The organism is Nonomuraea sp. NPDC050451 (assembly GCF_044458585.1).
Window position 1 is genome coordinate 1 of the sequence record NZ_JBITHZ010000023.1, and the last position, 21080, is coordinate 21080.

At 70.8% G+C, this 21080-nt stretch carries 19 protein-coding genes and 1 pseudogene; 15 read left to right on the top strand and 5 right to left on the bottom strand.

Annotated features, from left to right (window positions below):
- Nucleotides 1–481 (top strand): ferritin-like domain-containing protein (locus ACIBI9_RS44350; protein WP_397231910.1); only part of this gene is annotated, 481 nt, incomplete at its 5' end.
- A 117-nt stretch (nt 482–598) separates the two neighbouring features.
- Nucleotides 599–1546 (top strand): alpha/beta hydrolase, encoded by a 948-nt coding sequence (locus tag ACIBI9_RS44355; RefSeq protein WP_397231912.1) that lies wholly within the window; start codon nt 599–601, stop codon nt 1544–1546.
- A gap of 87 nt (nt 1547–1633) precedes the next feature.
- Here ACIBI9_RS44355 and ACIBI9_RS44360 read toward each other — a convergent pair whose 3' ends face one another.
- Nucleotides 1634–1909 (bottom strand): hypothetical protein, encoded by a 276-nt coding sequence (locus tag ACIBI9_RS44360; RefSeq protein WP_397231914.1) that lies wholly within the window; start codon nt 1907–1909, stop codon nt 1634–1636.
- 343 nt (nt 1910–2252) lie between these two features.
- Between ACIBI9_RS44360 and ACIBI9_RS44365 the strand changes: the two genes are divergently transcribed.
- Both ACIBI9_RS44365 and ACIBI9_RS44370 read left to right on the top strand, forming a co-directional pair.
- Nucleotides 2253–3224 (top strand): alpha/beta hydrolase, encoded by a 972-nt coding sequence (locus tag ACIBI9_RS44365; protein ID WP_397231916.1) that lies wholly within the window; start codon nt 2253–2255, stop codon nt 3222–3224.
- A 52-nt stretch (nt 3225–3276) separates the two neighbouring features.
- Nucleotides 3277–3882: an NAD(P)H-dependent oxidoreductase gene (locus ACIBI9_RS44370; RefSeq protein WP_397231918.1), complete on the top strand. Its 606-nt coding sequence runs from the start codon at nt 3277–3279 to the stop codon at nt 3880–3882.
- A 240-nt stretch (nt 3883–4122) separates the two neighbouring features.
- On the opposite strand, the gene ACIBI9_RS44375 is transcribed toward ACIBI9_RS44370, so the two are convergent.
- Together ACIBI9_RS44375 and ACIBI9_RS44380 are read right to left on the bottom strand one after the other, a co-directional pair.
- Nucleotides 4123–4533 (bottom strand): hypothetical protein, encoded by a 411-nt coding sequence (locus ACIBI9_RS44375; RefSeq protein ID WP_397231920.1) that lies wholly within the window; start codon nt 4531–4533, stop codon nt 4123–4125.
- A 125-nt stretch (nt 4534–4658) separates the two neighbouring features.
- A complete protein-coding gene (locus ACIBI9_RS44380) occupies nt 4659–5978 on the bottom strand; it encodes a serine hydrolase domain-containing protein (RefSeq protein WP_397231922.1) in 1320 nt (439 codons plus the stop codon).
- A gap of 231 nt (nt 5979–6209) precedes the next feature.
- Here ACIBI9_RS44380 and ACIBI9_RS44385 point away from each other — a divergent pair, with 231 nt between their 5' ends.
- From ACIBI9_RS44385 to ACIBI9_RS44430, 10 genes and pseudogenes are all read left to right on the top strand, one after another.
- Complete coding sequence (locus ACIBI9_RS44385) at nt 6210–7202, top strand: LacI family DNA-binding transcriptional regulator (RefSeq protein ID WP_397231924.1); 993 nt, start codon at nt 6210–6212, stop codon at nt 7200–7202.
- 312 nt (nt 7203–7514) lie between these two features.
- Complete coding sequence (locus ACIBI9_RS44390) at nt 7515–8414, top strand: carbohydrate ABC transporter permease (protein ID WP_397232218.1); 900 nt, start codon at nt 7515–7517, stop codon at nt 8412–8414.
- Nucleotides 8407–9021 (top strand): annotated as a pseudogene (locus ACIBI9_RS44395) (carbohydrate ABC transporter permease); the annotation flags it as partial. The gene ACIBI9_RS44390 and the pseudogene ACIBI9_RS44395, both read left to right, overlap by 8 nt.
- A gap of 328 nt (nt 9022–9349) precedes the next feature.
- Complete coding sequence (locus ACIBI9_RS44400; protein WP_397231926.1) at nt 9350–10354, top strand: ABC transporter substrate-binding protein; 1005 nt, start codon at nt 9350–9352, stop codon at nt 10352–10354.
- A 25-nt stretch (nt 10355–10379) separates the two neighbouring features.
- Nucleotides 10380–11477, top strand: coding sequence for a Gfo/Idh/MocA family protein (locus ACIBI9_RS44405; RefSeq protein ID WP_397231928.1), 1098 nt, complete (start codon nt 10380–10382; stop codon nt 11475–11477).
- Nucleotides 11474–12379, top strand: coding sequence for a PmoA family protein (locus ACIBI9_RS44410; protein WP_397231930.1), 906 nt, complete (start codon nt 11474–11476; stop codon nt 12377–12379). The genes ACIBI9_RS44405 and ACIBI9_RS44410 overlap by 4 nt, the downstream gene beginning before the upstream one ends.
- On the top strand, nt 12376–13191 hold the full coding sequence (locus ACIBI9_RS44415) for a cupin domain-containing protein (protein WP_397231932.1): 816 nt from the start codon (nt 12376–12378) through the stop codon (nt 13189–13191). The genes ACIBI9_RS44410 and ACIBI9_RS44415 overlap by 4 nt, the downstream gene beginning before the upstream one ends.
- 58 nt (nt 13192–13249) lie before the next feature.
- Complete coding sequence (locus ACIBI9_RS44420) at nt 13250–17188, top strand: carboxypeptidase regulatory-like domain-containing protein (protein ID WP_397231934.1); 3939 nt, start codon at nt 13250–13252, stop codon at nt 17186–17188.
- Nucleotides 17189–17193: 5 nt separating this feature from the next.
- The gene (locus ACIBI9_RS44425; protein WP_397231936.1) at nt 17194–18252 is read left to right on the top strand and encodes a LacI family DNA-binding transcriptional regulator; all 1059 of its coding nucleotides are present in this window, start codon (nt 17194–17196) and stop codon (nt 18250–18252) included.
- Nucleotides 18253–18304: 52 nt separating this feature from the next.
- Nucleotides 18305–19036: a class I SAM-dependent methyltransferase gene (locus ACIBI9_RS44430; RefSeq protein ID WP_397231938.1), complete on the top strand. Its 732-nt coding sequence runs from the start codon at nt 18305–18307 to the stop codon at nt 19034–19036.
- Between the two features lie 13 nt (nt 19037–19049).
- Here ACIBI9_RS44430 and ACIBI9_RS44435 read toward each other — a convergent pair whose 3' ends face one another.
- The gene (locus tag ACIBI9_RS44435; RefSeq protein ID WP_397231940.1) at nt 19050–20180 is read right to left on the bottom strand and encodes a hypothetical protein; all 1131 of its coding nucleotides are present in this window, start codon (nt 20178–20180) and stop codon (nt 19050–19052) included.
- Nucleotides 20180–20461: a hypothetical protein gene (locus ACIBI9_RS44440; RefSeq protein ID WP_397231942.1), complete on the bottom strand. Its 282-nt coding sequence runs from the start codon at nt 20459–20461 to the stop codon at nt 20180–20182. The genes ACIBI9_RS44435 and ACIBI9_RS44440 overlap by 1 nt, the downstream gene beginning before the upstream one ends.
- Nucleotides 20462–20606: 145 nt before the next feature.
- On the opposite strand from ACIBI9_RS44440, the gene ACIBI9_RS44445 reads away from it, so the two are divergent.
- Nucleotides 20607–21023: a YbaB/EbfC family nucleoid-associated protein gene (locus ACIBI9_RS44445; protein WP_397231944.1), complete on the top strand. Its 417-nt coding sequence runs from the start codon at nt 20607–20609 to the stop codon at nt 21021–21023.
- Nucleotides 21024–21080 lie beyond the last annotated feature (57 nt).

The window sequence follows — 21080 nt, forward strand, 5'->3', positions numbered from 1 at the left end:
GCTGGCGGCGCTGGAGGAGATCGTCGAGCAGGGCGAGGGCACCGCCCGCGGCGGCGTCTGGGACGGCGACCAGGACGTCTTCCACCCCGAACGCGAAGAGGTCGGCCATTACTACCGCTTCCAAGAGCTCAAACTCGGCCGCCGCTACCAGCGCGGCGACACCCCCGAGTCCGGGCCCACCGGCGAGGCCATCCAGGTGAACCTGACCGGCATACCCCCGATGCGGCGCAACCCGCGCCTGTCCGACCACGCCCCGGGCAGCGCGATCCGCACGGCCCAGGAGGAGTTCAACCACACCTACTGCACCCTCCTGAGCCGGCTCGAGCAGGCCTTCAACGGCGACCCGAAGCAGCTCTGGGCCGCCACCGGCACCATGTACGCGCTCAAGGGCCAGGCCCAGGCCCTGATGCGGATGCCCGACGAAGACGGCACCACGGCCGGCCCCACCTTCGAATACGTGGCGCCCGAACAGCGCCGGTGAAGGCGCGGCGGCGCCCCGCCCAGGGAGAGCGACCGCCGGGAAGACCCCATCCACCCGACCGAGGCAGCCGGCACATCCGCCGGCCGCCCGACTCGCCATGAGCAAAGGAAGAACGTTATGAGCAAGCCCATCATGGAGCCGGCGGCGCAGGCGCTCGCCGACGCCACCTCCACGCCCCCGTTCCTGTACGAGCTGGGCCCCGACGGCGCCCGCAAGGTGCTGGACGACCTCCAGGCCGCCCCGGTTCCCAAGCCCGAGATCGACGACAAGTGGATCACGGTGCCGGCCGAGGCCGGCGAGGTGCGGGTCCGGATCGTCAAGCCGGCGGGCGCGTCGGGCGTACTGCCGGTCGTGCTCTACGTGCATGGCGGCGGCTGGGTCATCGGCAACGCCGGCACCCACGACCGGCTGGTGCGCGAGCTCGCCGTCGGGGCGAGCGCCGCGGTGGTCTTCGTGGAGTACGACCGCTCGCCCGAGGCCCGCTACCCGGTGGCGATCGAGCAGGCGTACGCCACCGCCCAGTGGATCACGAAGCACGGCGCGGACGAGGGCCTGGACGCTTCCCGGCTGGCGGTGGCCGGCGACTCGGTCGGCGGCAACATGACCGCCGCCCTGACCATCATGGCCAAGCAGCGCGGCGACGTGACGTTCGTGCACCAGTCGCTGTACTACCCGGTCACCGACGCCGCGCAGGACACCGCCAGCTACCGCGAGTTCGCCGACGGCCCGTACCTGACCGCCAAGGCGATGGCCTGGTTCTGGGACGCCTACACCACCGACCCCGCCCAGCGAGCCGAGATCACCGCCTCCCCGCTCCGCGCCACCCTGGAGGACCTGGCGGGGCTGCCGCCCGCGTACGTGATCGTCGACGAGTACGACGTGCTGCGCGACGAGGGCGAGGCCTACGCCCGCCGCCTCATCGAGGCCGGCGTACCGACCACCAGCGTCCGCTACAACGGCACCCTGCACGACTTCATGATGCTCAACCCGCTGCGCGACACCCACGCCCAGCGAGCCGCCACCGCCCAGGCCATCGAAGTCCTCAAAGCCGCCCTGAACACCTGACAACCCAAGGAGCGGCTGGGCCGCCCACACCCACCCTGCCAAAAAGACCAGCCCAGCTGATTGACCGCGTAACTGATCGATCAGTCGTTACCCGTCATCCATCGGCGAAGTACAGCAGGACCGTCTCGACCAGTGCGGCGTCGGCTCGCCGGTCATGCCCATCCGGTGGAGCAAGGTTCCGACGAGGACGTCGATGAAGAGCAGGACCCGGTTCTCCAACTCGCCGAGCGCGGGCCGGTACGGGCCCTGCAACCGGGTGGACAACACCTTGCGCGGGGCCGGGTCGCTGGACACGCCTGCGAACGCGTCGCCTATCCCGGGCTCGTCGATCTTCGTCGCGATCCAGCGGTCGGCCGACGACATGAGCTCGGCGCGACTGGTGCCCCCAACGGCGCCGGGCCGAACATGTCGAGGAGGCGCGCCCCTTCGAAGTCCGGTGACGGTGGATCGTCGTCTTCGTGATCCCTGCCGCGGCGGAGATCCGCACCGGCAGTTCCCGGTCACCCATGACCCGGCTCCACGGTGGCGCGCCTGGCCGGGCTCGTGGTCCGTGCTCAGCGTCGCGGCGCAGACCACGTCATGACACCGGAGCTCCCGTAACGAGGGCTGGCGGATGCGGCCGCTCGGTCATGCCCACACGATGGCCTATTGCGCTACTCTTGGTATCGATACTTGAGGTAGCGAAACTGTGGGCTGGGGAGGACACATGAGCGAGCGGCCGCCGTTGGGCATCCGGTTGATGCACGCCCTGGGAAAGGAGCCGGACTGGTTGGCGATGACGGCCGAGGAACTGGTCACCTTGCGCGACGCGGTGAACCGCAAGCGGTCGTCCCGGCTGGCGCGGTTGATCACCGGGTTTCCGGACCGTGGCGCCACGATCCAGTGGCAGGAGGTGGCGCTGCACGACCGCAGGCTCCGGGTACGGGTGTACCGGCCCTCTCCCGGGCGCGGCGGTGACGGTGCCGGGCTGCCGCTCGTGCTCCACGTACACGGAGGTGGGTTCGTGGGTACGGCGGTGCAGAGCGACTGGGTCAACAGCCACCTCGCCGCGCGGCTGCCCGCGGTCGTCGTCTCGGTCGAGCACCGCCTCCTCGACCAGGAGACCCCGCTGTCGACGGTCGTCGACGACGGCTGGGACGTGCTCCGGCACGTGGTGCGGCACGCCGCGCAGTGGGGAGTCGACCCGGCACGGGTCGCCGTCTTCGGTGAGAGCACCGGGTCGATGGTCACCGCCCTGGCCGCGATCCGGGCCAGGCAGTACGGCCTGCCCCTGCGGGCTCAGGTGCTGGTCAACACCCCTGTCGACTTGACCTCGACTGGGTTCGACCACGTCTCGATGAGCCGGCACGCCGACAGCCCGACCCTCACCATGGCGCAGATGCGGCTGTTCCAGCGGCTCGCCGTTCCACCGGGGACGGATCCCCGTACGGTGTCGCCGGTGTACGCCGACGACCTGAGCGGGCTGGCCCCGGCACTGCTCGTGGTGCCGACCATCGACCCGGTGGCCGACCACGGCCGCTGTTACGCCGGACGACTGCGGGCGGCCGGGACGCCCGCGCGGCTCACCGAGTATCCCGGGGCGACGCACGCGTTCCTCAGCATGCCGGGCGTGGTGCCGCAGGCAAAGGCCGCGCGGGCGGAGATCACCGAGTTCCTCCGAGGGGCCCTCGCCGGGTGACGGGCCGATGAACGACGATCTGGGAACTTCGTGAGCCCACGAGAATGGGAGCGTGACACACGTCCACATCATCTACGCGCATCCGAGTGAGCGAAGCTTCACGCGCGAGGTTCTCGACGCGTTCCTGGGCGGGCTCGACGACGCCGGCCACGCGCGCACGGTCTCGGACCTCTACGCGATGGACTTTCGCTCGGAACTCACGCTCGAGGAGTACGAGCGCGAATCCGGCTATCGCGCTGACGCGCGCGTTCCCGATGACGTCGCGGCTGAGCAGGCCAAGCTCAACGCCGCCGACGTGTGGGCGTTCATCTACCCCGTGTGGTGGACGGACTGCCCGGCCCGGCTCAAGGGCTGGTTCGACCGCGTGTGGACGACGGGGTTCGCGTACAAGCCCGCAAGCCTGCGCGCGGCCCGGCAGGCGCTCGTCCTGTGCACGGCCGGGTACAGCGTCGCCGAGCTCGACGCGTCGGGTTGCCATCAGGCGATGAGGACGACCATGCTGACCGACCGCATCGGCGGGCGGGCGCGGTCGAGCGAGTTCGTCGTGTTCGGTGGTTCGGTGCTGCGCAATGGCGAGAGCTCCGGCGAGCCTGAGCCCTGGGCCGCGGTCAAGGCCGAGCACCTGGCACGGGCAGCCGAGTTGGCGCGGTCCCTCTGACCAGCGGTGGACCAAGGACCGCCCCCCGAAGTAAGCCCCGCTGCCGGTAGTCTCCCAACGGAGCGCCCGCCCGTTGAGCGACGAGGCGGTGGGCCCCACTGATGCGCGGGCGGGCAAGAAAAAGCCCGGCGCGAGAGGCGCCGGGCCTGGGGGTCGCCGTCTTGCACGGGCGGGCGGGAAAAGGCCCGGCGCGCGGGGCGCCGGGCCTGGGGATCGCCGTTTGGAAGCGGGTCAGGAGGCTTAGTAGATGCGGTACTTGCGGCCGCAGTTGTCGAACTTGCCGGCCCAGCAGGTGAAGGTGTAGACCTTCTTGATCCCCTTGCCGGTCCAGCTCCCGACCACCTTGCCGTCGAACGAGCGGTTGAACTTGTGCCAGCTGCCGTTCTGGTAGTACTCGAACCACACCCAGCCCTTCTTCCCGCCGACCTTGTCCACGCCGTACCACTTCGTGTGGACCACGTGGCCGCTCTTCCACGTCTTGCCGAACGTGTAGGCCTTGCGGTCACTGGAGAAGAACTTCCCCCAGCTCGTCCCCGTCGAGGTGGTGGCGGCGGTGGTGGCGGTGGCCGCCTGGGCGGTGGCCGGGCTCACGGCGAGGCCGGTGACGGCCATCGAGCCGGCCAGAGCGGCGATCGCAAGGGTCTTACGCATTGGGTTCCTCCCCGTTTGTCGTGCGCCGGTTGATCCCGGCAGCAGGGACATTACGGAGACCCGAAGCGATCAACTGTGGACAAATCCGCACTACGAGCGTGATTGACAGCACACCTGTCCGGCGATCACTTGGTAGCGGCAGGAACCATGTCCAACGGGAGCGGGATGAGCGGGAACCGGGAGGTCTTGGCCTGGACGGCTGTGGTCCCGCACAAAGCCAGGAGCCCGTGCTCGCCGATCGCGTAGTCGATCGGGCTCAGAACGATCTGGCCGTTCTCGTCGATCTGCTGGTACTTCGTGCGGTTCACCCCGTACGACAGCTGGCGGTTGCCGTCCGGGCTGGACAGCGACTCCGTGCTCATCCCGAACACGCCCCCGCTGTGCCCCCAGAAGCGGCCGCATGGCGTGTCGACCGAGTAGATTCCGAGGCCGTAGTCGATCGAGGCCCCGCCGACCAGCACCGGCACCGTCTTCTGCATCTCGGCGACCTGCGCGGCGCCGACCAGCTCGCCGCGCAGCAGCGCGCGGTAGAAGCGGTTGAGATCGTCCATCGTGGACACGATCGCGCCTGCCGTGCCGCCCCACGACATGTTGTAGACGCTGTAGTCGCGCGGCGGGTCGATCAGGCCGAACAGCGACTCGTACGCCTTGGAGTGCGGGCCCGGGATGAACGGGGTGCGCGGGAACGACGTGTGCCGCAGGCCCGCCTTGCGGATGACGCTGCGGGTGATGTACCGCTCGGCGTCCGAGCCCGTCACCTTCTCCAGGAGCAGGCCGGCCAGGATGTAGTTGGTGTTCGAGTACGACCCGGGCGTCGCTCCGGGCTCGCCGGTCGGGGCGGCGGCCAGGCCCAGCCCGACCAGTTCCTTCGGGGTGATCGTGCGGAAGCGGTAGTCGTCCAGGCTCTTGGCCGAGCCCTCCAGCAGCGACGGGAACGCCGGGCCGACGTAGTCGCCGATGTGGCTGGTGTGGTTGAGCAGCATCCGTACGGTGATCCGCTGACCACGGTCGCCGGGGACGAGCTCGGGGAGGTAACGGCCGATGGGGGCGTCCAGGTCTATGACGCCGCGTTCCACCTGCTGGAGGACGGCCACCGAGACGAACGTCTTGGTGATGCTGCCGACCCGGTGCACCATGTCGGGCCGTACGGGGCGGCGCGTGTCGACATCGGCCACGCCGGACGCGCCCTGCCAGGTCTGACCCTGGTCGCGAACCTGCGAGTAGATGCCGTACATGCCCGCCTCGTGGACGGCGTCCAGGGACTTCCGGAGCGCCTGCCGGTCGAGCCCGCCGTCCTGGCTCGTCCCGGTGGCGCTCGTCGTCTGCGCGGCGGCCGGTGCGGTGAGGGCCGCCGCGGTGAGCACGGCCCCCAGCCCGGTCGCGAGGGCCAGCCGCCTGGCACGGCCCACGGTCGATAGCAGTGTCCTGAATCGGAGGGATGTCATGGCCGTCAGCATGATTGAGCCGGGCCTGCGAGGTTAGTCCGCTGTGTCACCGGGTCCCCATGACACCGGTCATCCCGAACCCATGACACTCTCGGCCTTACGGATGATGTGCCTGGCGGGTGAGCAGGCCCGCGGATCCGGTACGGGTACTCTTCTAAGCCGGCCTGTTCACCGTCGGAAAGGACACTGCGGATGCCCCATGCGGCGAGGCCCACGGTCACGCTGCACGACGTGGCCGCGGCGGCCGGAGTCTCGATCTCCACCGCGTCCAGGGTCCTGGGCGGCAGCACGCGTAAGGTGGCGCCCGAGAACGAGGCCCGCGTGCTGGCCGCGGCGGCGGCCCTGCGCTACACGGTGGACGCCTCGGCCAGGGCGATGCGCCGGGCGAGCGACTCGATCGCGCTCGTCGCCGACGACCTCACGACGCCGTCCATGGCCGTGGTCGTGGCCGCGATGGAGCGCGAAGCCCGTACGGCCGGCGCGTTCGTCACCGTCTCGTCCACCATGGGCGCGGTCGAGCGGCAGCTCGAGACGGTCCGGGTGCTGCGCTCGCTGCGGCCGCGCGCGCTGGTGCTGACCTCCAGCCGGTTCATGGCGAACACGCTGGGCGGGCGGCTGCTCAAGGAGCTCGGTTCGTACGAACGCGAGGGCGGCCGGGTCGTCATCGTCGGCGAGACGGACATGACTTTCGACGCGATCGGATTCGACGATTTCGCGGCCGGGCGCTCGGTGGGCGCATTCGTGGCGGAAACCGGGCATCGGCGGGTGGCGATATTCGGCGGCGCTCGCGAGCTTCAGAACATGGGCTCGCGTACGGCCGGCTTCATGGACGGACTTCGCGCCGGGGGCCTTGACGAGCGGGATATCCGGGTCGTTTATTGCGAAGTCAGCCGCCAGGGCGGATTCGACGCGGCGCGGCGGCTGGCGGGGGAGGGGATGTCCGGCACGGACGCGGTTCTCGCGGTCAACGACACCGTCGCCGTCGGGGCGATGTCGGGATTTCGCGCCGCCGGGCTGGCCGTTCCCGAGGACGTTTCCGTGACGGGCATCGACGATATTCCGCTCGCCGGGGATGTGACGCCGCGATTGACGACTGTCGCGCTTCCGCTGGCACAGGCGGGGGTGGAGGCGATCCGTTTCGCATTGGGGAATGCGGGTGGGGGGCGGCGGCTCACGTTGGAAGGGCGGCTGATCGTGCGCGAAAGCACCCGCCCAAGGAAATAACCCCTCCCTTCGGCACGCCCGCTTCCGGGTTCGGTGGCGGTGGCGGTGCTGCTGGGGTTTTGCGGGACCGCCGAGCCGAAGATGCCGCTCGATGGCGGTGGCGACGGCGATGGGCGCTGTCGGGTCCGCGAGCGCTCGATGGCGGTGGTGAACGGGGCGGCGCACCGGGCGGGCTCGGGCGCTGTAGTCGGGCGGTAACACCCTTGACGCGTAGGTAACGCGCGTGCAAACTGCGGAATACGTTTTCCAACGGAATACGTTTTCCAGCAACCCAGGAGGTCACGTGTGAGTGCTCTCGGCGAGCTCCAGCGCATGCGCAAGGGCAGCCGCGGACCCCTCGGCGGCGGCGGCAAGCGGGACAACAAGGCCGCCTTCGCGTTTCTGGCCCCCTGGTTCGCCGGCCTCGTGCTCATCACGGCCGGCCCGATCGTGGCCTCCTTCGTGCTGGGCTTCACCGACTACAACCTCATCCAGCCGCCGACCTTCAACGGCCTGGACAACTTCGCCCGCATGCTCACCGACGTCCGCCTCCACCGGGCGCTCGGCGTCACGCTGGTCTACGTCGTCGTCTCCGTCCCGCTGCAGCTGGCCGCCGCCCTGGGGCTGGCGCTGCTGCTCGACAAGGGGCTGCGCGGGCTGGCGTTCTACCGGTCGGCGTTCTACCTGCCGTCGCTGCTCGGCTCCAGCGTGGCCATCGCGGTGCTGTGGCGGCAGATCTTCGGCGCCGACGGCCTGATCAACCAGCTGTTCGGCATCGAGGGTCGCGGCTGGATCTCCGACCCGGACACCGCGCTGTCGACGCTGATCATCCTGAACGTGTGGACGTTCGGCGCCCCGATGGTGATCTTCCTGGCCGGGCTGCGGCAGATCCCGAGGATGTACTACGAGGCGGCGGCCACGGACGGGGCGGGGAAGTGGACGCAGTTCAGGAGCATCACGATCCCGCTCCTGTCACCGATCGTCTTCTTCAACCTGGTCCTGCAGATCATCCACGCGTTCCAGTCGTTCACGCAGGCGTTCGTGGTCTCGGGCGGCACCGGCGGGCCGTCCGACTCGACCCTCTTCTACACGCTCTACCTGTATCAACGCGGGTTCCACAACTTCGACATGGGGTACGCCTCGGCGCTCGCCTGGCTGCTCCTGGTGATCATCGCCGGCTTCACCGCCGTCAACTTCTGGGCCGCCAAATTCTGGGTCGTTTACGATGACTGAACTCCGAAAGCTGGTCAAGCACGCCGCCCTCATCCTCCTCGCACTGGTCATGCTCTACCCGGTGCTGTGGATGGTGGTCAGCTCCCTGAGGCCCGACAACGAGATCTTCCGCCGCCCCGGCCTGATCCTCGACGGGCTCCACACCCAGAACTACGGCGCCGGCTGGACCGCGCTGGCCTCCCCGTTCGGCCACTACCTGGCCAACTCGGCCATCCTCGTGCTGGCCTGCATCATCGGCAACCTGGTGTCCTGCTCGATGGCCGCGTACGCGTTCGCCAGGCTGGAGTTCACCGGCAAGCGCCTGTGGTTCGCGATCATGCTCGGCACCATCATGCTGCCGATCCATGTGATCATCGTGCCGCAGTACATCCTGTTCTCCCAGCTCGACTGGGTGAACACGTTCCTGCCGCTGATGCTCCCGGCGCTCGCCACCACGGTGATCTTCACGTTCATCTGGACCTGGAACGACTTCTTCAGCCAGCTCATCTACCTGACGGACCCGGAGATGTACACGGTGCCGGTGGCGCTGCGCTCGTTCGTGGACGCCACGGTCTCGACCTCATGGAGGTTCATGATCGCCACGACCATGGTGCCCCTGGCTCCGGTCTGCATCGACCGGCGGCAAGTAACCGTTCCTGGGCGCCGGGCAGGAGTGGGTCCCGCACAGCGGCACGCCCCGAACGGTCTTGGGCGCACTGGTCCCCCGCGTCCAACCCCGGGCGGCGACGCACGTCCTGCGTGCGGTCCGATCCAAGGCGGCGGGCTTCCTGTGGCCTGGGCATGTTGGCGCGGTAAGAGGCAATCGAGGAGGCCCCGGACCATCTCTCTGGTGGAACGGGGGCCGCGAAAGCTGACACCACGCCAGGCGTCCCAAGTCGCATACACAGCGTACAAGTGCCGTTTCTGTCTGTCCCCACATAAGAAATGTCATCCAGATGGACGAGCTCTACCTCTCCTCGTACGCCGAGCGCGGCGCCCTGCTCGACCTCGGCACCGCGAGCAGACATCTCAAGACCGCCGACTTCGACAAGTCCGCCCTGGACACGGGCGTGGTCAAGGGCAAGCAGTACGCGCTCCCCGTCGGCCTGTCCACGTACGCGATCGTCGCCAACACCGACCTCCTCGACAAGTTCAAGATCAAGCTGCCGGACGACGACACCTGGTCGTGGGAGGACCTGAAAAAGGCCGGCGACGAGGTGTCGAAGGCGGGCGGCGGCAAGGTCACCGGCGTGCAGTCGCCGGGCTTCGACGCGGGCGGGCTCAACATCTGGGCCAGGCAGGCGGGCGCGGCCCCGTTCGACGAGAACGGCAAGGTCGTCGTCCCGCCGGAGGTGCTGACCTCGTACTGGACCTACATCAAGGACCTGGCCAAGCAGGGCGTCACGCCGTCGCCGTCGGTCACCATCGAGCGGGCCGGCGGCTCGCTCGACCAGTCGGGCACGGCCACGAACGCGTCGGTCTTCGCCACCTGGTGGAACACCCAGCTCAGCTCGCTGACCACGGCGAGCGGCGCCAAGCTGAAGCTGCTCAGGCTCCCCGGAGAGACGCAGGCCAAGTCGCCCGGCGCGTATTTCAAGTCCTCGATGTACTGGTCGATCTCGTCGCGCAGCAAGCACCCGGCCGAGGCCGCGCTGTTCGTGGACTTCCTGGCCAACAGCCAGGAGGCGGCCGACATCCTGCTGACCGACCGCGGCGTCCCCGCGAACAAGAAGATCCGCGCTGCCATCACTCCGAAGCTCACCGAAACGGACAAAGCCGCTGCAGAGTACCTGGACACCGCCAAAGTCGGGCAAGCCCCTAGAGTGACCCCGAACGGCGCCAGCGATCTCGAAGCCATCATCAAGCGGCACACGGAAGAGGTGCTGTTCGACCGGGAGACCCCGGAGCAGGCGGCCAAGTCGTTCATCACGGAACTGCAGGCCGAGATCGACGGCGCCTGACAGACCCCCATATAGGAGCATCATCTTGAGTCAACGGAACTACCGGGCCGCGATCGTCGGGACCGGCGCGATCGCCCACGCGCACGCGCAGGCCCTGCTCGGGTCGGGTCGGGCGGAGCTCGTGGCGGTGGCGGACGTGGACGCCGGCCGGGCGAGCGAGTTCGCCGGGAAGTACGGCGGGCCGAGCACCCACGCGAGCCTGGACGACCTGCTGCGGGAGGAGCAGGTGGACCTCGTCCACCTGTGCACGCCGCCCCAGCTGCACGCCCCGCTGGCCATCGCGTGCCTGGAGGCCGGGGTCACGGCGCTGGTGGAGAAGCCGCCGACGCTCTCGCTCGCGGAGTTCGACGCGGTGATCGAGGCGGAGCGCCGCTCGACCGCGCACGTCGCGACCGTGCTGCAGCACCGCTTCGGCGCGGGCGCGCTGCGGCTGCGCCGCCTGCAGGAGGCCGGCGAGCTGGGCCGCCCGCTGCTGGCGACCTGCAACACCCAGTGGTACCGCGACGAGGCGTACTACGCGGTGCCGTGGCGCGGCACGTGGGAGTCGGAGGGCGGCGGCCCGACGATGGGACACGGCATCCACCAGTTCGACCTGCTGTTCTCGGTGCTCGGCCCGTGGCGCGAGGTCACGGCCGTGGCCGCCCGCCAGGCGCGCCCGGTGGACACCGAGGACGTGTCGCTGGCGCTGGTGACGTTCGAGAACGGCGCCGTGGCCACGATCGTGAACTCCGTCGTGTCCCCGAGGCAGACCTCCCAGCTCCGTTTCGACTACGAGCGCGCCACCGTCGAGGTGGAGCACCTGTACGGCTACACCGACGACGACTGGACCGTGACCCCGGCACCGGGCCAGGAGAGCGTGTCGGAGCTGTGGGCGGACGGGCGCACCACCACGTCGAGCGGCCACGACGGCTGGCTCGCCGCCGTGTTCGACGCGCTCGACCGGGGTGAGGCGCCGCCGGTCACCGCCGAGGACACCCGGCGGACGATGGAGTTCATCGCCGCGCTGTACACCTCCGCCTTCACCGGCGAACGCGTACAAGCCGGACAGATCACTGCTGACAGCCCGTTCGCCCAGCGCATGGACGGCACGGGCGCCCCTTGGGAAAAGGTGAGGAACCCGTGACCCTGAAGGCCACCCACGCGCTCGGCCGGTCGGTGACCGTCGCGGCCGGCGGCGTCGAGCTGTTCACGTACGTCTACAGCCCCGACACGCCGGTGCTGGAGTCGCCCAAGCCGTACCTGCACCCGATCCGCACCCTCGGCGGCCGGCCGGTGTCGCTGTTCCGGCCGCACGACCACGTCTGGCACAAGGGCATCGCCTGGTCGCTGCCGCACGTCGGGGAGCACAACTTCTGGGGCGGGCCGACGTACGTGCACGGCCGGTTCTACGTGCAGCTCGAGAACAACGGCAGCGCCACGCACCGCGAGATGACCACCCTGGCGGCCACCGCCGAGCGGGTCGAGCTCGGGCACACGCTCGACTGGACCGCGCAGGCCGGCGCCCCGGTCATCGAGGAGCGGCGCTCGCTGGCCGCGCACGTCGTGGACGAGGCCACGTGGGCGCTGGTGTTCGACACGGAGATGACCAACGTGTCGGGCGGCACGCTCGCGTTCGGCTCCCCGACCACGAAGGGCCGCGAGAACGCCGGGTACGGTGGGCTCTTCTGGCGCGGGCCCCGCTCGTTCACCGGCGGGATCATCCAGTCGCCCGCCGGCGCGGGCGGGGACGAGCTGCGCGGCACGCGCGCCGAGTGGTTCGGCTTCCGCGGCCGGCACGACGAGACCGGCGACCACTCGACGATCGTCATGGTGGACGCCGCCGACAACCCGCAGCACCCGCCGCAGTGGTTCGCGCGCAGCGAGGACTTCGCCTGCCTGTGCCCGGCGCCGTTCTTCAGCGAGGAGGTCGAGCTGCCGGACGGGCAGTCGCTGCGGTTCCGGTACGCGGTCGTGATCGCCGATGGCGACCGGGGCGAGGAGGGCACGGAGCTGCTGGCCAAGCAGGGGAGGGCGGCGCTGGCATGACCTTCCCCGGAGGCACGTCCATCAGCCGCCTGTCGGTCTACTCGGGCAGCCCGTGCGCCGACGGCCTGGAGGGCGGCACGCCGCACCTGCACACGGCTTCGACGGAGGCGTACGTGGTCATCGGCGGGCACGGCACGCTGCAGACGCTCGACGCCAACGGGCTGCGCGAGACGGAGCTGAGCGCCGGCACGACGGTGTGGTTCACGCCCGGCACCATCCACCGCGCGGTCAACCGCGGGGGCCTGGAGGTGGTGGTCGTGATGTCGAACGCGGGCCTGCCCGAGGCCGGGGACGCGGTCATGACGTTCCCGCCGGAGGTCGTGGCAGACCCGGAGCGTTACCGCGAGGCCGCCACCCTGCCACCGCCGCCGCCGCTCGGTGGTCCGCCCCCGTCCGGGGGGCCACCCGCGTCCTCCTCTCTCCCCGAAGGACTCGCGCCAAGTGCGGCGGGTGCGATCCGTGACATCGAGGAGGCCGTACGGCGCCGGCGCGAGCTGGCCGTCGAGGGTTTCCTGCGGCTCGCCGACGCCGCCGCCGAAGGCGACCTCGGCCCGCTGCACCGCTTCTACGACCACGCCATCGCACTCGTGCGCCCCAAGGCCGCGGCCTGGCGCACGATCTGGGAGGACACGGTCGCCGAGGAGACCCGCCGCACCGCCGGGATCCTCGACGCCCTGGAGCGCGGCGACGGCACGCACCTGCGGCGCTCCGCCCTGATGGAGAGCCCGCCGCACGACCGGTGGGGCATGTGCGGCAACCTCCGCGCGCACGACGTGGCCCACCCGATCGTCCACACCCCAGAACCGAGCTGATCGCCCACCGGCGCGCCCCCGAGGGGGCGCGCCGAAATCACCCCCCAGGAGCCCGGCGATGTTCCCCCAACTGCTGACCGCTGCCATGATCCTGACATCCACCTTGCCCGTCACAGCCGCCGCCACGACCACGGTCACGGCGGGCACCACGTACTACGTCGACGCCGCGGCGGGCGACGACTCGGCCTCGGGCCTCGACCAGGCCCACCCCTGGAAGAGCCTGGGCAAGGTGAACGACACCACGTTCCGCCCGGGCGACCGCATCCTGCTGCGGGCCGGACAGCGGTGGACCGGCCAGCTCTGGCCCAAGGGCTCGGGCGAGAGCGGCGCGCCGATCACCGTCGACAGGTACGGTGAGGGCGGCAAGCCCCGCATCGACGGCGCGGGCCAGGTCGGCGACGCCGTCCGGCTGTTCAACCAGGAGTTCTGGACCATCCGCAACCTGGAGGTCACGAACGAGGTCCCGCCCACGGGCACCCCCGGCGAGAACCTGCGCGACCTGCGCGGCATCCACGTCTCCGGCGACAACAGCCAGACCCTCGACGGCTTCGTCATCGACGGCGTGGCCGTGCACGACGTCACCGGCCAGGTCAACTGGATCAGCGGCAGCACCGACAACAACGCGCCCGGCGTGCGCTTCAAGACCGGGTGGGACGGCTCGAAGAAGACGGGCGGCATCGTGTTCGACACGACGGTGCCCGACATCCACACGCCGCCGGACCAGGCGACCGTGCTGAACGACGTGGTCATCCAGAACTCCACGGTCGCCAACACCTCGTTCGCCGGGATCGTGTTCAAGCAGTACACCGGGGACGGCAAGAACGACGCGGGCGAGACGATCGCCACGGCCACCGGCTGGGGCACGCGGCAGAACGCCGACGACCCCAAGTTCACCCCGCACACGAACATCGTCATCAGGAACAACCACGTCACCCAGGCCGACACGGCGTACGGCTGCAACGGCATGTACATCACGAACGTCCGGGGCGCGCTCGTCGAGCACAACGTCGTCTACCGCGCGGGCACCTCGGGCATCGAGTCGTACTACGCCGACGACGTGACGTTCCAGTTCAACGAGGTGTACGAGACGCAGCAGAAGGCCGGCGGCGCCGACTCCAACGGGATCGACCCGGACAAGGGCACCACCCGGCAGGTCGTGCAGTACAACTACCTGCACGGCAACGGCGACGGCGTGCTGCTGTGCCAGTTCGCGTTCGGTGACGCCGTGGTCAGGAACAACGTGATCGCGAGCAACACCCGCTACCAGATCTACCTGCACTCCGACCGGGCCGCGACCGCCAAGGTCTACAACAACACGATCTACAACGACAAGAGCGACTACCTCATCTACGGGTACGGCTCCTACATCGAGGCCCGCTACGACATCTCCAACAACCTCCTGTACTCCACGCGCCCGGCGACGCTGACGACCAGCCCGACCATCGCCTACAGCCACAACCTGTACGGCGGCGCCGCCCTCGCGGTCCCGGACGGCGACACGGACGCCGTGGTGGCCGACCCGCTGTTCGCCGAGGCGCCGCCGACCGGCCCGTACGGCACGCCGGAGTCGGGCCCCAGGCTCGACACCGCGCACGGCCTGCGCGTCTCCTCCGGCTCGTACGCGATCGACGCGGGCGCCGAGATCACCGGGAACGGCGGCCGCGACTACGCCGGAACCCCGCTCTACAACGGCGGCGCGGACATCGGCGCCTTCGAGTACACCACCGCCCAGGGCGCCACCACCGAGTCCGTCATCGGCACCGCCCGCACCCCCTCGGGCGCCCCCGTCGCGGGGGCGACCGTGACGGCGGCGGGCAGGACCGCGACCACCGGAGCCGACGGCCGTTTCGCGATCAGGGACCTCCCCTTCGCCGAGGGCGTCGAGGTGACCGCCGCCAGGAACGGCTACGCGAGCGCCACCGAGACCGTGAACGTGCGCCCCGGCAACACCGTCACCGTCCGCCTGACCATGGCCTCGGCCAGCACGGTCGGCTCGGTCACCGGGCGCGTGCTCGACCAGGCCGCCCGCCCGCTGCCCGGCGCCACGCTCACCGTCAAGGACGGCGACCAGGCGCTCGCCACCTCGACCAGCGGCCCCGACGGCGCCTTCACCATTGAGAACGTGCCTGTGGGCGAGGGGTACCTGGTCCAGGCCGCGTCCGGCGGATACGTGACGGCCGGCCGGTCAGGGCTGACCGTGGAGGCGGCCACCGCGACCGACGCGGGCGCGCTGCTCCTCGTCCGCCCGATCCCGGACTACGTGGCGGTACACGATTTCGACGACCTGCCGGCCGGGCCGCTGACCAGCGGTGACGGCCTCACCGTGAGCGCCGCGGGCGGGAGCGTCGAGGTCGTCGAGACGCCGGGCGGCAAGAGCCTGAAGCTCACCCGCACCGCCAACAGCGGCAGCACCAGCGTCTCCCGGACGTTCGCGCTGAAGGGCGTCGTGACCGTCGAGGCCCGCGTCATGAGCGAGCAGCCCTACACCTCGGGCAACCACTGGTGGTCCGTCCCCTATGTCAGGAACGCGAGCGGCCAGAACGCCGTCAGCCTCGCCTTCACCAAGAACACGATCGTCGCCTACGCGGGCACGACCACGCGCACGGTGGGTGCGTACGAGCCGGGCCGCTGGTACCACGTCAAGGCCGTGATCGACACCGTCAACCAGCGCTTCGACCTGATCGTCGACGGCCGGAAGGCGCTCGAGAACGCCGCGTTCAGGACCGCGATGGACACCGTGGCGCAGATCGACTACTACGCCAACAGCACCAACTACGGCGGCATCCACCTCGACGACCTCCGGGTCGCCCAGGGGGTCGGCCTCGCCCGTGACGACGGGGGCCTGCTCAGCGTCGACACCAGCCAGGGCGCGCCCGACGGCGACGTGCTGGACGTGCCCGCCCGGGTCACCGAGGTGGAGGTGACCGCCGTGGCCCGCAGCCCGTTCGCCAGGTCGGTGAGCATCTCCGGCGAGCGCACCGCCGGCGCGCAGGCGACGCGGAAGGTCACGCTGGGCGCGACCGGGGCCGAGGTGCCCATCGTGGTCACCGCCGAGGACGGCACCGAGGCCACCCACACCCTCCAGATCAGGCGCCGCCCGCTCGCCCAGGACACCACCCTGTCCGGCCTCGTCCCGGACGCGGGCACGCTGGAGCCGGCCTTCGACCCCGACGTCCTCGAATACGCCCTGACCGTCCCCGGGGACCGGGTCGTGTTCACGCCGACCGCGCTCAACCCGAAGTCCGCCATCACGGTCCAGGGGCAGCCGGTCGCGAGCGGCGCCGCCGCCCCGCCAGTCCAGCTCCCGGTCGGCGACACCGAGGTCGCCGTCAAGGTCGTCGCCGAGGACGGCACGGCCGACGCCACGTACCGGATCAAGGTCACCCGCCCCGAGCCCCAGCTGCCGCAGGACGGCGCCACCGCGCCGCCCGCGCGGGCGGCGCTCTCGACCACGAGCGGCTGGAAGGACGGCCTCCACGACGGCACGTACGACGTGACCATGAACCTCTGGTACGGCGTCGACGCCAGCGTGTTCGTCCTGTACGAGAACGGCAAGGAGATCGCCAGGCGCGACCTCACCCCGAAGACGCCGTCGGCCCAGAAGGCCGCCGTCCCCGTCACCGGCCGCCGCAACGGCACCTACGTCTACACCGGCGAACTGCTCAACCAGGCGGGCCGGACCGCGACCACGTCGGTGCAGGTCGTCGTGACCGACGCGAACCCCGGCAAACCGGTGCTCAGCTCCGACAACTGGGACGGTGACGGCGACTACACCATCCGCGTGAACATGTGGTGGGGCACCAACGCCATCTCCTACCGCCTCTACGAGGACGGGGTTCTCGTCGACACCCAGCAGCTCGACGCCGCCACCCCGGCCGCGCAGAGCGCCGCCACCGTCCTGTCCGGACGGCCGGCGGGGACGCACACGTACGTGGCCGAGCTGGCGAACGCGGCAGGCGTGACCAGGAGCGACCCGCTGACTCTGGTGACAGAATGACTGGTATGGAGGAGGGGTCCACGGCCCCGCCCACCCTGCACGACGTCGCCCGCGAGGCGGGCGTGTCCATCGCGACGGCGTCGCGCGCGCTCAACGGCAGCACGCGCAACGTCAGGTCCGAGAACGTCTCCAGGGTGCGCGCGGCGGCGGCCAAGCTCAACTACGAGCCGCACCTGTCGGCGCAGGCCATCGCGAAGGGTTCGACCAGGACCGTCGCGCTGGTGGTGCGCGACGTGGCCGACCCCTACTTCTCCTCCATCGCCGCCGGGGTCACCCAGGCGGCCGAGGCCGCGCAGCTCATCGTCACCATGGCGGTGGCGGGTGGGTCCCCCGAGCGCGAGCTGGAGATCGTGAGGACGCTGCGGGGCCAGCGGCCACGCGTCATCATCGTCGCGGGCAGCCGCGTCGCGGGGTCCGCGACCCGGGACGCGCTCATCGAGGAGCTGGAGGAATACCGGACGGCGGGCGGGCGGGTCGTCATGATCAGCCAGCGGGACCTGCCGTTCGGCACCGTCACGATCGACAACCACGGCGGCGCCCGTGACCTGGCACGGGCGCTGGTGGAGGCGGGATACCGGCGCTTCGCCGTCTTCCACGCCCCGGACGAGCTGCGCACGTCCCGCGACCGCCACGACGGCTTCCGCGCGGGGCTGGGCTCCGGCGTGCCCGAGCCGCTGTCGATCGAGACGGCCTTCACCCACGCGGGCGGCTACGACGCGGCGCGCCGGCTGGTGGAGCGGGGGTTCGAGGACGTGGAGGCGGTGTTCGCGGTCAACGACGTGATGGCGATCGGCGCCATGACGGCCTTCCGCGACGCCGGGGTGGTCCCGGGAGTGGACATCGGGGTGGCGGGCTTCGACGACATCGCCTCGGCGCTGGACGTCGTGCCCGCCCTCACCTCCGTGGCGGTGCCGCTGCGGGAGGCGGGGCTGAGCGCGATGCGGCTCGCGCTGTCGGAGGACGCGGGCCCGGACGATGTGCGGCTTCCGGCCCGCGTCGTCCTGCGCGAGAGCACTCCCGGCACCTGTACTCCCCGCGCCGGGCGGGGCGCCCCGCCAGAGTGACCGGGCGAAAAGGACGTGCGGGACGGCGGCTCCCCGGGGCACGATCATGCGCATGGGCTACGAGGAGCTGATCCGCGACGCGCTGGCCACGCCGTTCGAGGGGTGGGACTGGGCGGTGTTCCGCGGCCGGATGACCGCGGCCGACGACCTGCCCTGGGACTACGAGCGGCTGGTGCGCGACCGCCTGCCGCGCACGCCGTCCCTGCTCGATCTCGGCACCGGAGGGGGCGAGCTGCTGGCGTCCCTGGCGCCGCTCCCGCCGCGCACCGCGGCCACCGAGGGCTACCCGCCGAACCTCCCGGTCGCCCGCGACCGCCTGGAGCCGCTGGGCGTCGAGGTGGCCGAGTCGCCCCGGCACTTCCCCGACGGCTCGTTCGAGCTGATCGTCAACCGGCACGAGTCGTACGACCCGCACGAGATCCGCCGCCTCCTGGACGGGGGCGGCACGTTCATCACCCAGCAGGTGGCCGGTGGCGACCTGGAAGAGGTCAACGCGGCGCTGGGCGGCCCGCCGCACGAGGACCGCGCCTGGGACCTCGCCGGCGCGGCCGCCGCGCTCGACGCCGCCGGGCTCGAGGTCACCTGGAGCGCGGAAGCCGGCTACCCCGTCGAGTTCCACGACGTCGGAGCGCTCGTGCTCTACCTGCGGGTCGTCTCCTGGCAGGTCCCCGGCTTCGACGCCGGCGCGTACGAGGACCGCCTCCGCGCCCTGCACGGCGACATGGAGAGCGGTCGCCCGCTGCGGGCGACCGCCCGCCGTTTCGCCCTGACGGCCCAGTTCTGACGGCGCAGCCCGGCTAACGGTCGAGCTGGGGCGGCGGCGACGAGGGGGCGAAGGGCACCGCGAGCCGGAGCCCCACGCTGGGCGCGAAGCCCAGCAGCGAGCTCTGCGCCATCGGCGGCAGGTTCCTGAACCACGCGGGCGACGGCACGCCCCACTGGCCCTGCGCCGGGTTGAACAGCCGCCCGACCGCGCCGTTGAACCCGCCCGCGATGCCGCTGAACAGCGCCACGTCCCCGAGCGTGGCGCTCCACGACTTGCCTTCCACCCTGGCGTTCCAGAAGGCCGGTACGCCGCCCGCGAGCGCGCCCATGGCCACGTTGTTCACGAACGGGCGCCTGGCGGCGAGCCCGGTGAAGTAGCTCGTCTGGCCGAGGGGCCCGGTGAGGCCGGCGACGGTGGAGGCGTTGGCGGTCTGGGCGAGGGAGAGGATGGAGATGTCGAGGGGGTTCTGGCCGAAGACGCCCCTGGCCACGCCGCCCGCCAGCAGGTTGCCGCCGAACGACCAGCTGTAGATCTGGCCGTATTTCCGCAGGGCGGCCAGGGCCGTCTGGCGGAAGCCGCCGCCGGCGTACATGCTGAGGCCGCGCACCAGGCCCGACCTGCCCATCATCGTCACGAACCCGCGCATGGCCGCCGCCGCGGCGGCGCGTACCGCGGCGAAGCGGCTCAGGATGCCGGTGGCCGTGGCCGCCCCGCGGGCGGCCGTCGCGGCGCTGGACGCCCACACCGCGAACGTGCTCAGGCCCGCCGCCGCCAGCGACGCCACGACGCCCGCGGACACCGACGCGATCAGCGAGGTGATCAGCTGGTTGAGCGCCTCCCTGGTCTTCCTGGACGCCTCCACGGCCTGGTCGAGCACGTCGGCGGCGTCGCCGAGCCGCTCGGCCGCCGTGGTCCGGAACTCGGGGGCCAGATAGTCCCGCCACTTCTGCCGGAACACGTCCGCGTCGCCGCCGATCCAGCCCTGGAGCGAGCCGGGGATGGGGGAGAGCGCCGGCTCCAGGCCCTCGATGCCGGTCCTGAGCCGGCGGCAGGCCGCGGCCATGCCCAGCAGGCGCTGCTCCTGCTCGTCGTCGCCGATCGAGGCGACGGCGTTCTTCAGCGTGTTGACGAGGTCGATGACGGGGGCGAAGGGGCCGGACATCAGCCGCCCCCCAGCCGCTCCGCGCTCTCCCGCAGCCCGGTGGCGGTGTCGTCGAGCTTCGCCACCAGGTCTTTCGCGAAGCCGAGCAGTTCCTGGTGGAACTCCTGGTACGACTCCTCCAGCTCCTTGCCGCCGCGCTCCAGAAGGCCGAAGCAGCCCTCGGCCGGCGCGGCGTTCTGCTCGAAGTCGGGCAGCAACGGCTTCAGCGCGTTCCGCGCGTCCTCGCACCGCTTTCCCGCGGCCAGGAGCGCGCCCGGATCGATCCGGATTCCACCGCTCACGAAATGGCACCTTTCCCACGGATTAGCCGCTGAGAAATCTGCCATTAATCCATTAGTCAGAGCAATGAAACTCCGCATGCTTCAACTTTTTCCGAAATGGCGGGCCTTCCCCGTACTCTCCCGTCGCAGAGACCCGGGAGGCACGGTGAACGACTTCGACCCCGAAGAGCTGGAACGGATCACCGCGCGGGCGGAGGACATGCTGGCCCGCGTCGAGGAGCTCAGGAGCGAGATCGACGTGGCCGTCGGCCGCGGCGAGGCGGCGGACGGGCAGGTACGCGTGACCGCCGGCGCCTCGGGCCGGCTCATGGACGTCGTGCTCGCGCCGCGGGCCATGCGGCTCGACAGCCAGAAGCTGGCCGAGGCCGTGCTGCGGGCCGCGCAGGAGGCCCAGGACGACGTCGCCGCCAAGGTCGACGCGGTCATGGCGGAGACGCTCGGCGGGGCGCTGCCCGGCAGGGAGTTGCTCGACGAGCAGTTCGGCAGCGTGCTGGAGGCGTTCGAGTCGTCCATGGACGAGCAGTTGCGGGCCATCGACGATCGGACCCGTGACGGCCGTTGATCGGACACTTCCAGGTTATTTGAAGGAACCTCGCGATCCGCGGGCGCCACCCTAGGG

Coding starts and splice junctions, on each gene's coding strand:
- ACIBI9_RS44365 (WP_397231916.1), top strand. CDS start 2,253: ATGAGCGAGCGGCCGCCGTTGGGCATCCGGTTGATGCACGCCCTGGGA.
- ACIBI9_RS44400 (WP_397231926.1), top strand. CDS start 9,350: ATGGACGAGCTCTACCTCTCCTCGTACGCCGAGCGCGGCGCCCTGCTC.
- ACIBI9_RS44375 (WP_397231920.1), bottom strand. CDS start 4,533: ATGCGTAAGACCCTTGCGATCGCCGCTCTGGCCGGCTCGATGGCCGTC.
- ACIBI9_RS44415 (WP_397231932.1), top strand. CDS start 12,376: ATGACCTTCCCCGGAGGCACGTCCATCAGCCGCCTGTCGGTCTACTCG.
- ACIBI9_RS44420 (WP_397231934.1), top strand. CDS start 13,250: ATGTTCCCCCAACTGCTGACCGCTGCCATGATCCTGACATCCACCTTG.
- ACIBI9_RS44360 (WP_397231914.1), bottom strand. CDS start 1,909: ATGTCGTCGGCCGACCGCTGGATCGCGACGAAGATCGACGAGCCCGGG.
- ACIBI9_RS44355 (WP_397231912.1), top strand. CDS start 599: ATGAGCAAGCCCATCATGGAGCCGGCGGCGCAGGCGCTCGCCGACGCC.
- ACIBI9_RS44380 (WP_397231922.1), bottom strand. CDS start 5,978: ATGACATCCCTCCGATTCAGGACACTGCTATCGACCGTGGGCCGTGCC.
- ACIBI9_RS44425 (WP_397231936.1), top strand. CDS start 17,194: ATGGAGGAGGGGTCCACGGCCCCGCCCACCCTGCACGACGTCGCCCGC.
- ACIBI9_RS44390 (WP_397232218.1), top strand. CDS start 7,515: ATGCGCAAGGGCAGCCGCGGACCCCTCGGCGGCGGCGGCAAGCGGGAC.
- ACIBI9_RS44430 (WP_397231938.1), top strand. CDS start 18,305: ATGGGCTACGAGGAGCTGATCCGCGACGCGCTGGCCACGCCGTTCGAG.
- ACIBI9_RS44435 (WP_397231940.1), bottom strand. CDS start 20,180: ATGTCCGGCCCCTTCGCCCCCGTCATCGACCTCGTCAACACGCTGAAG.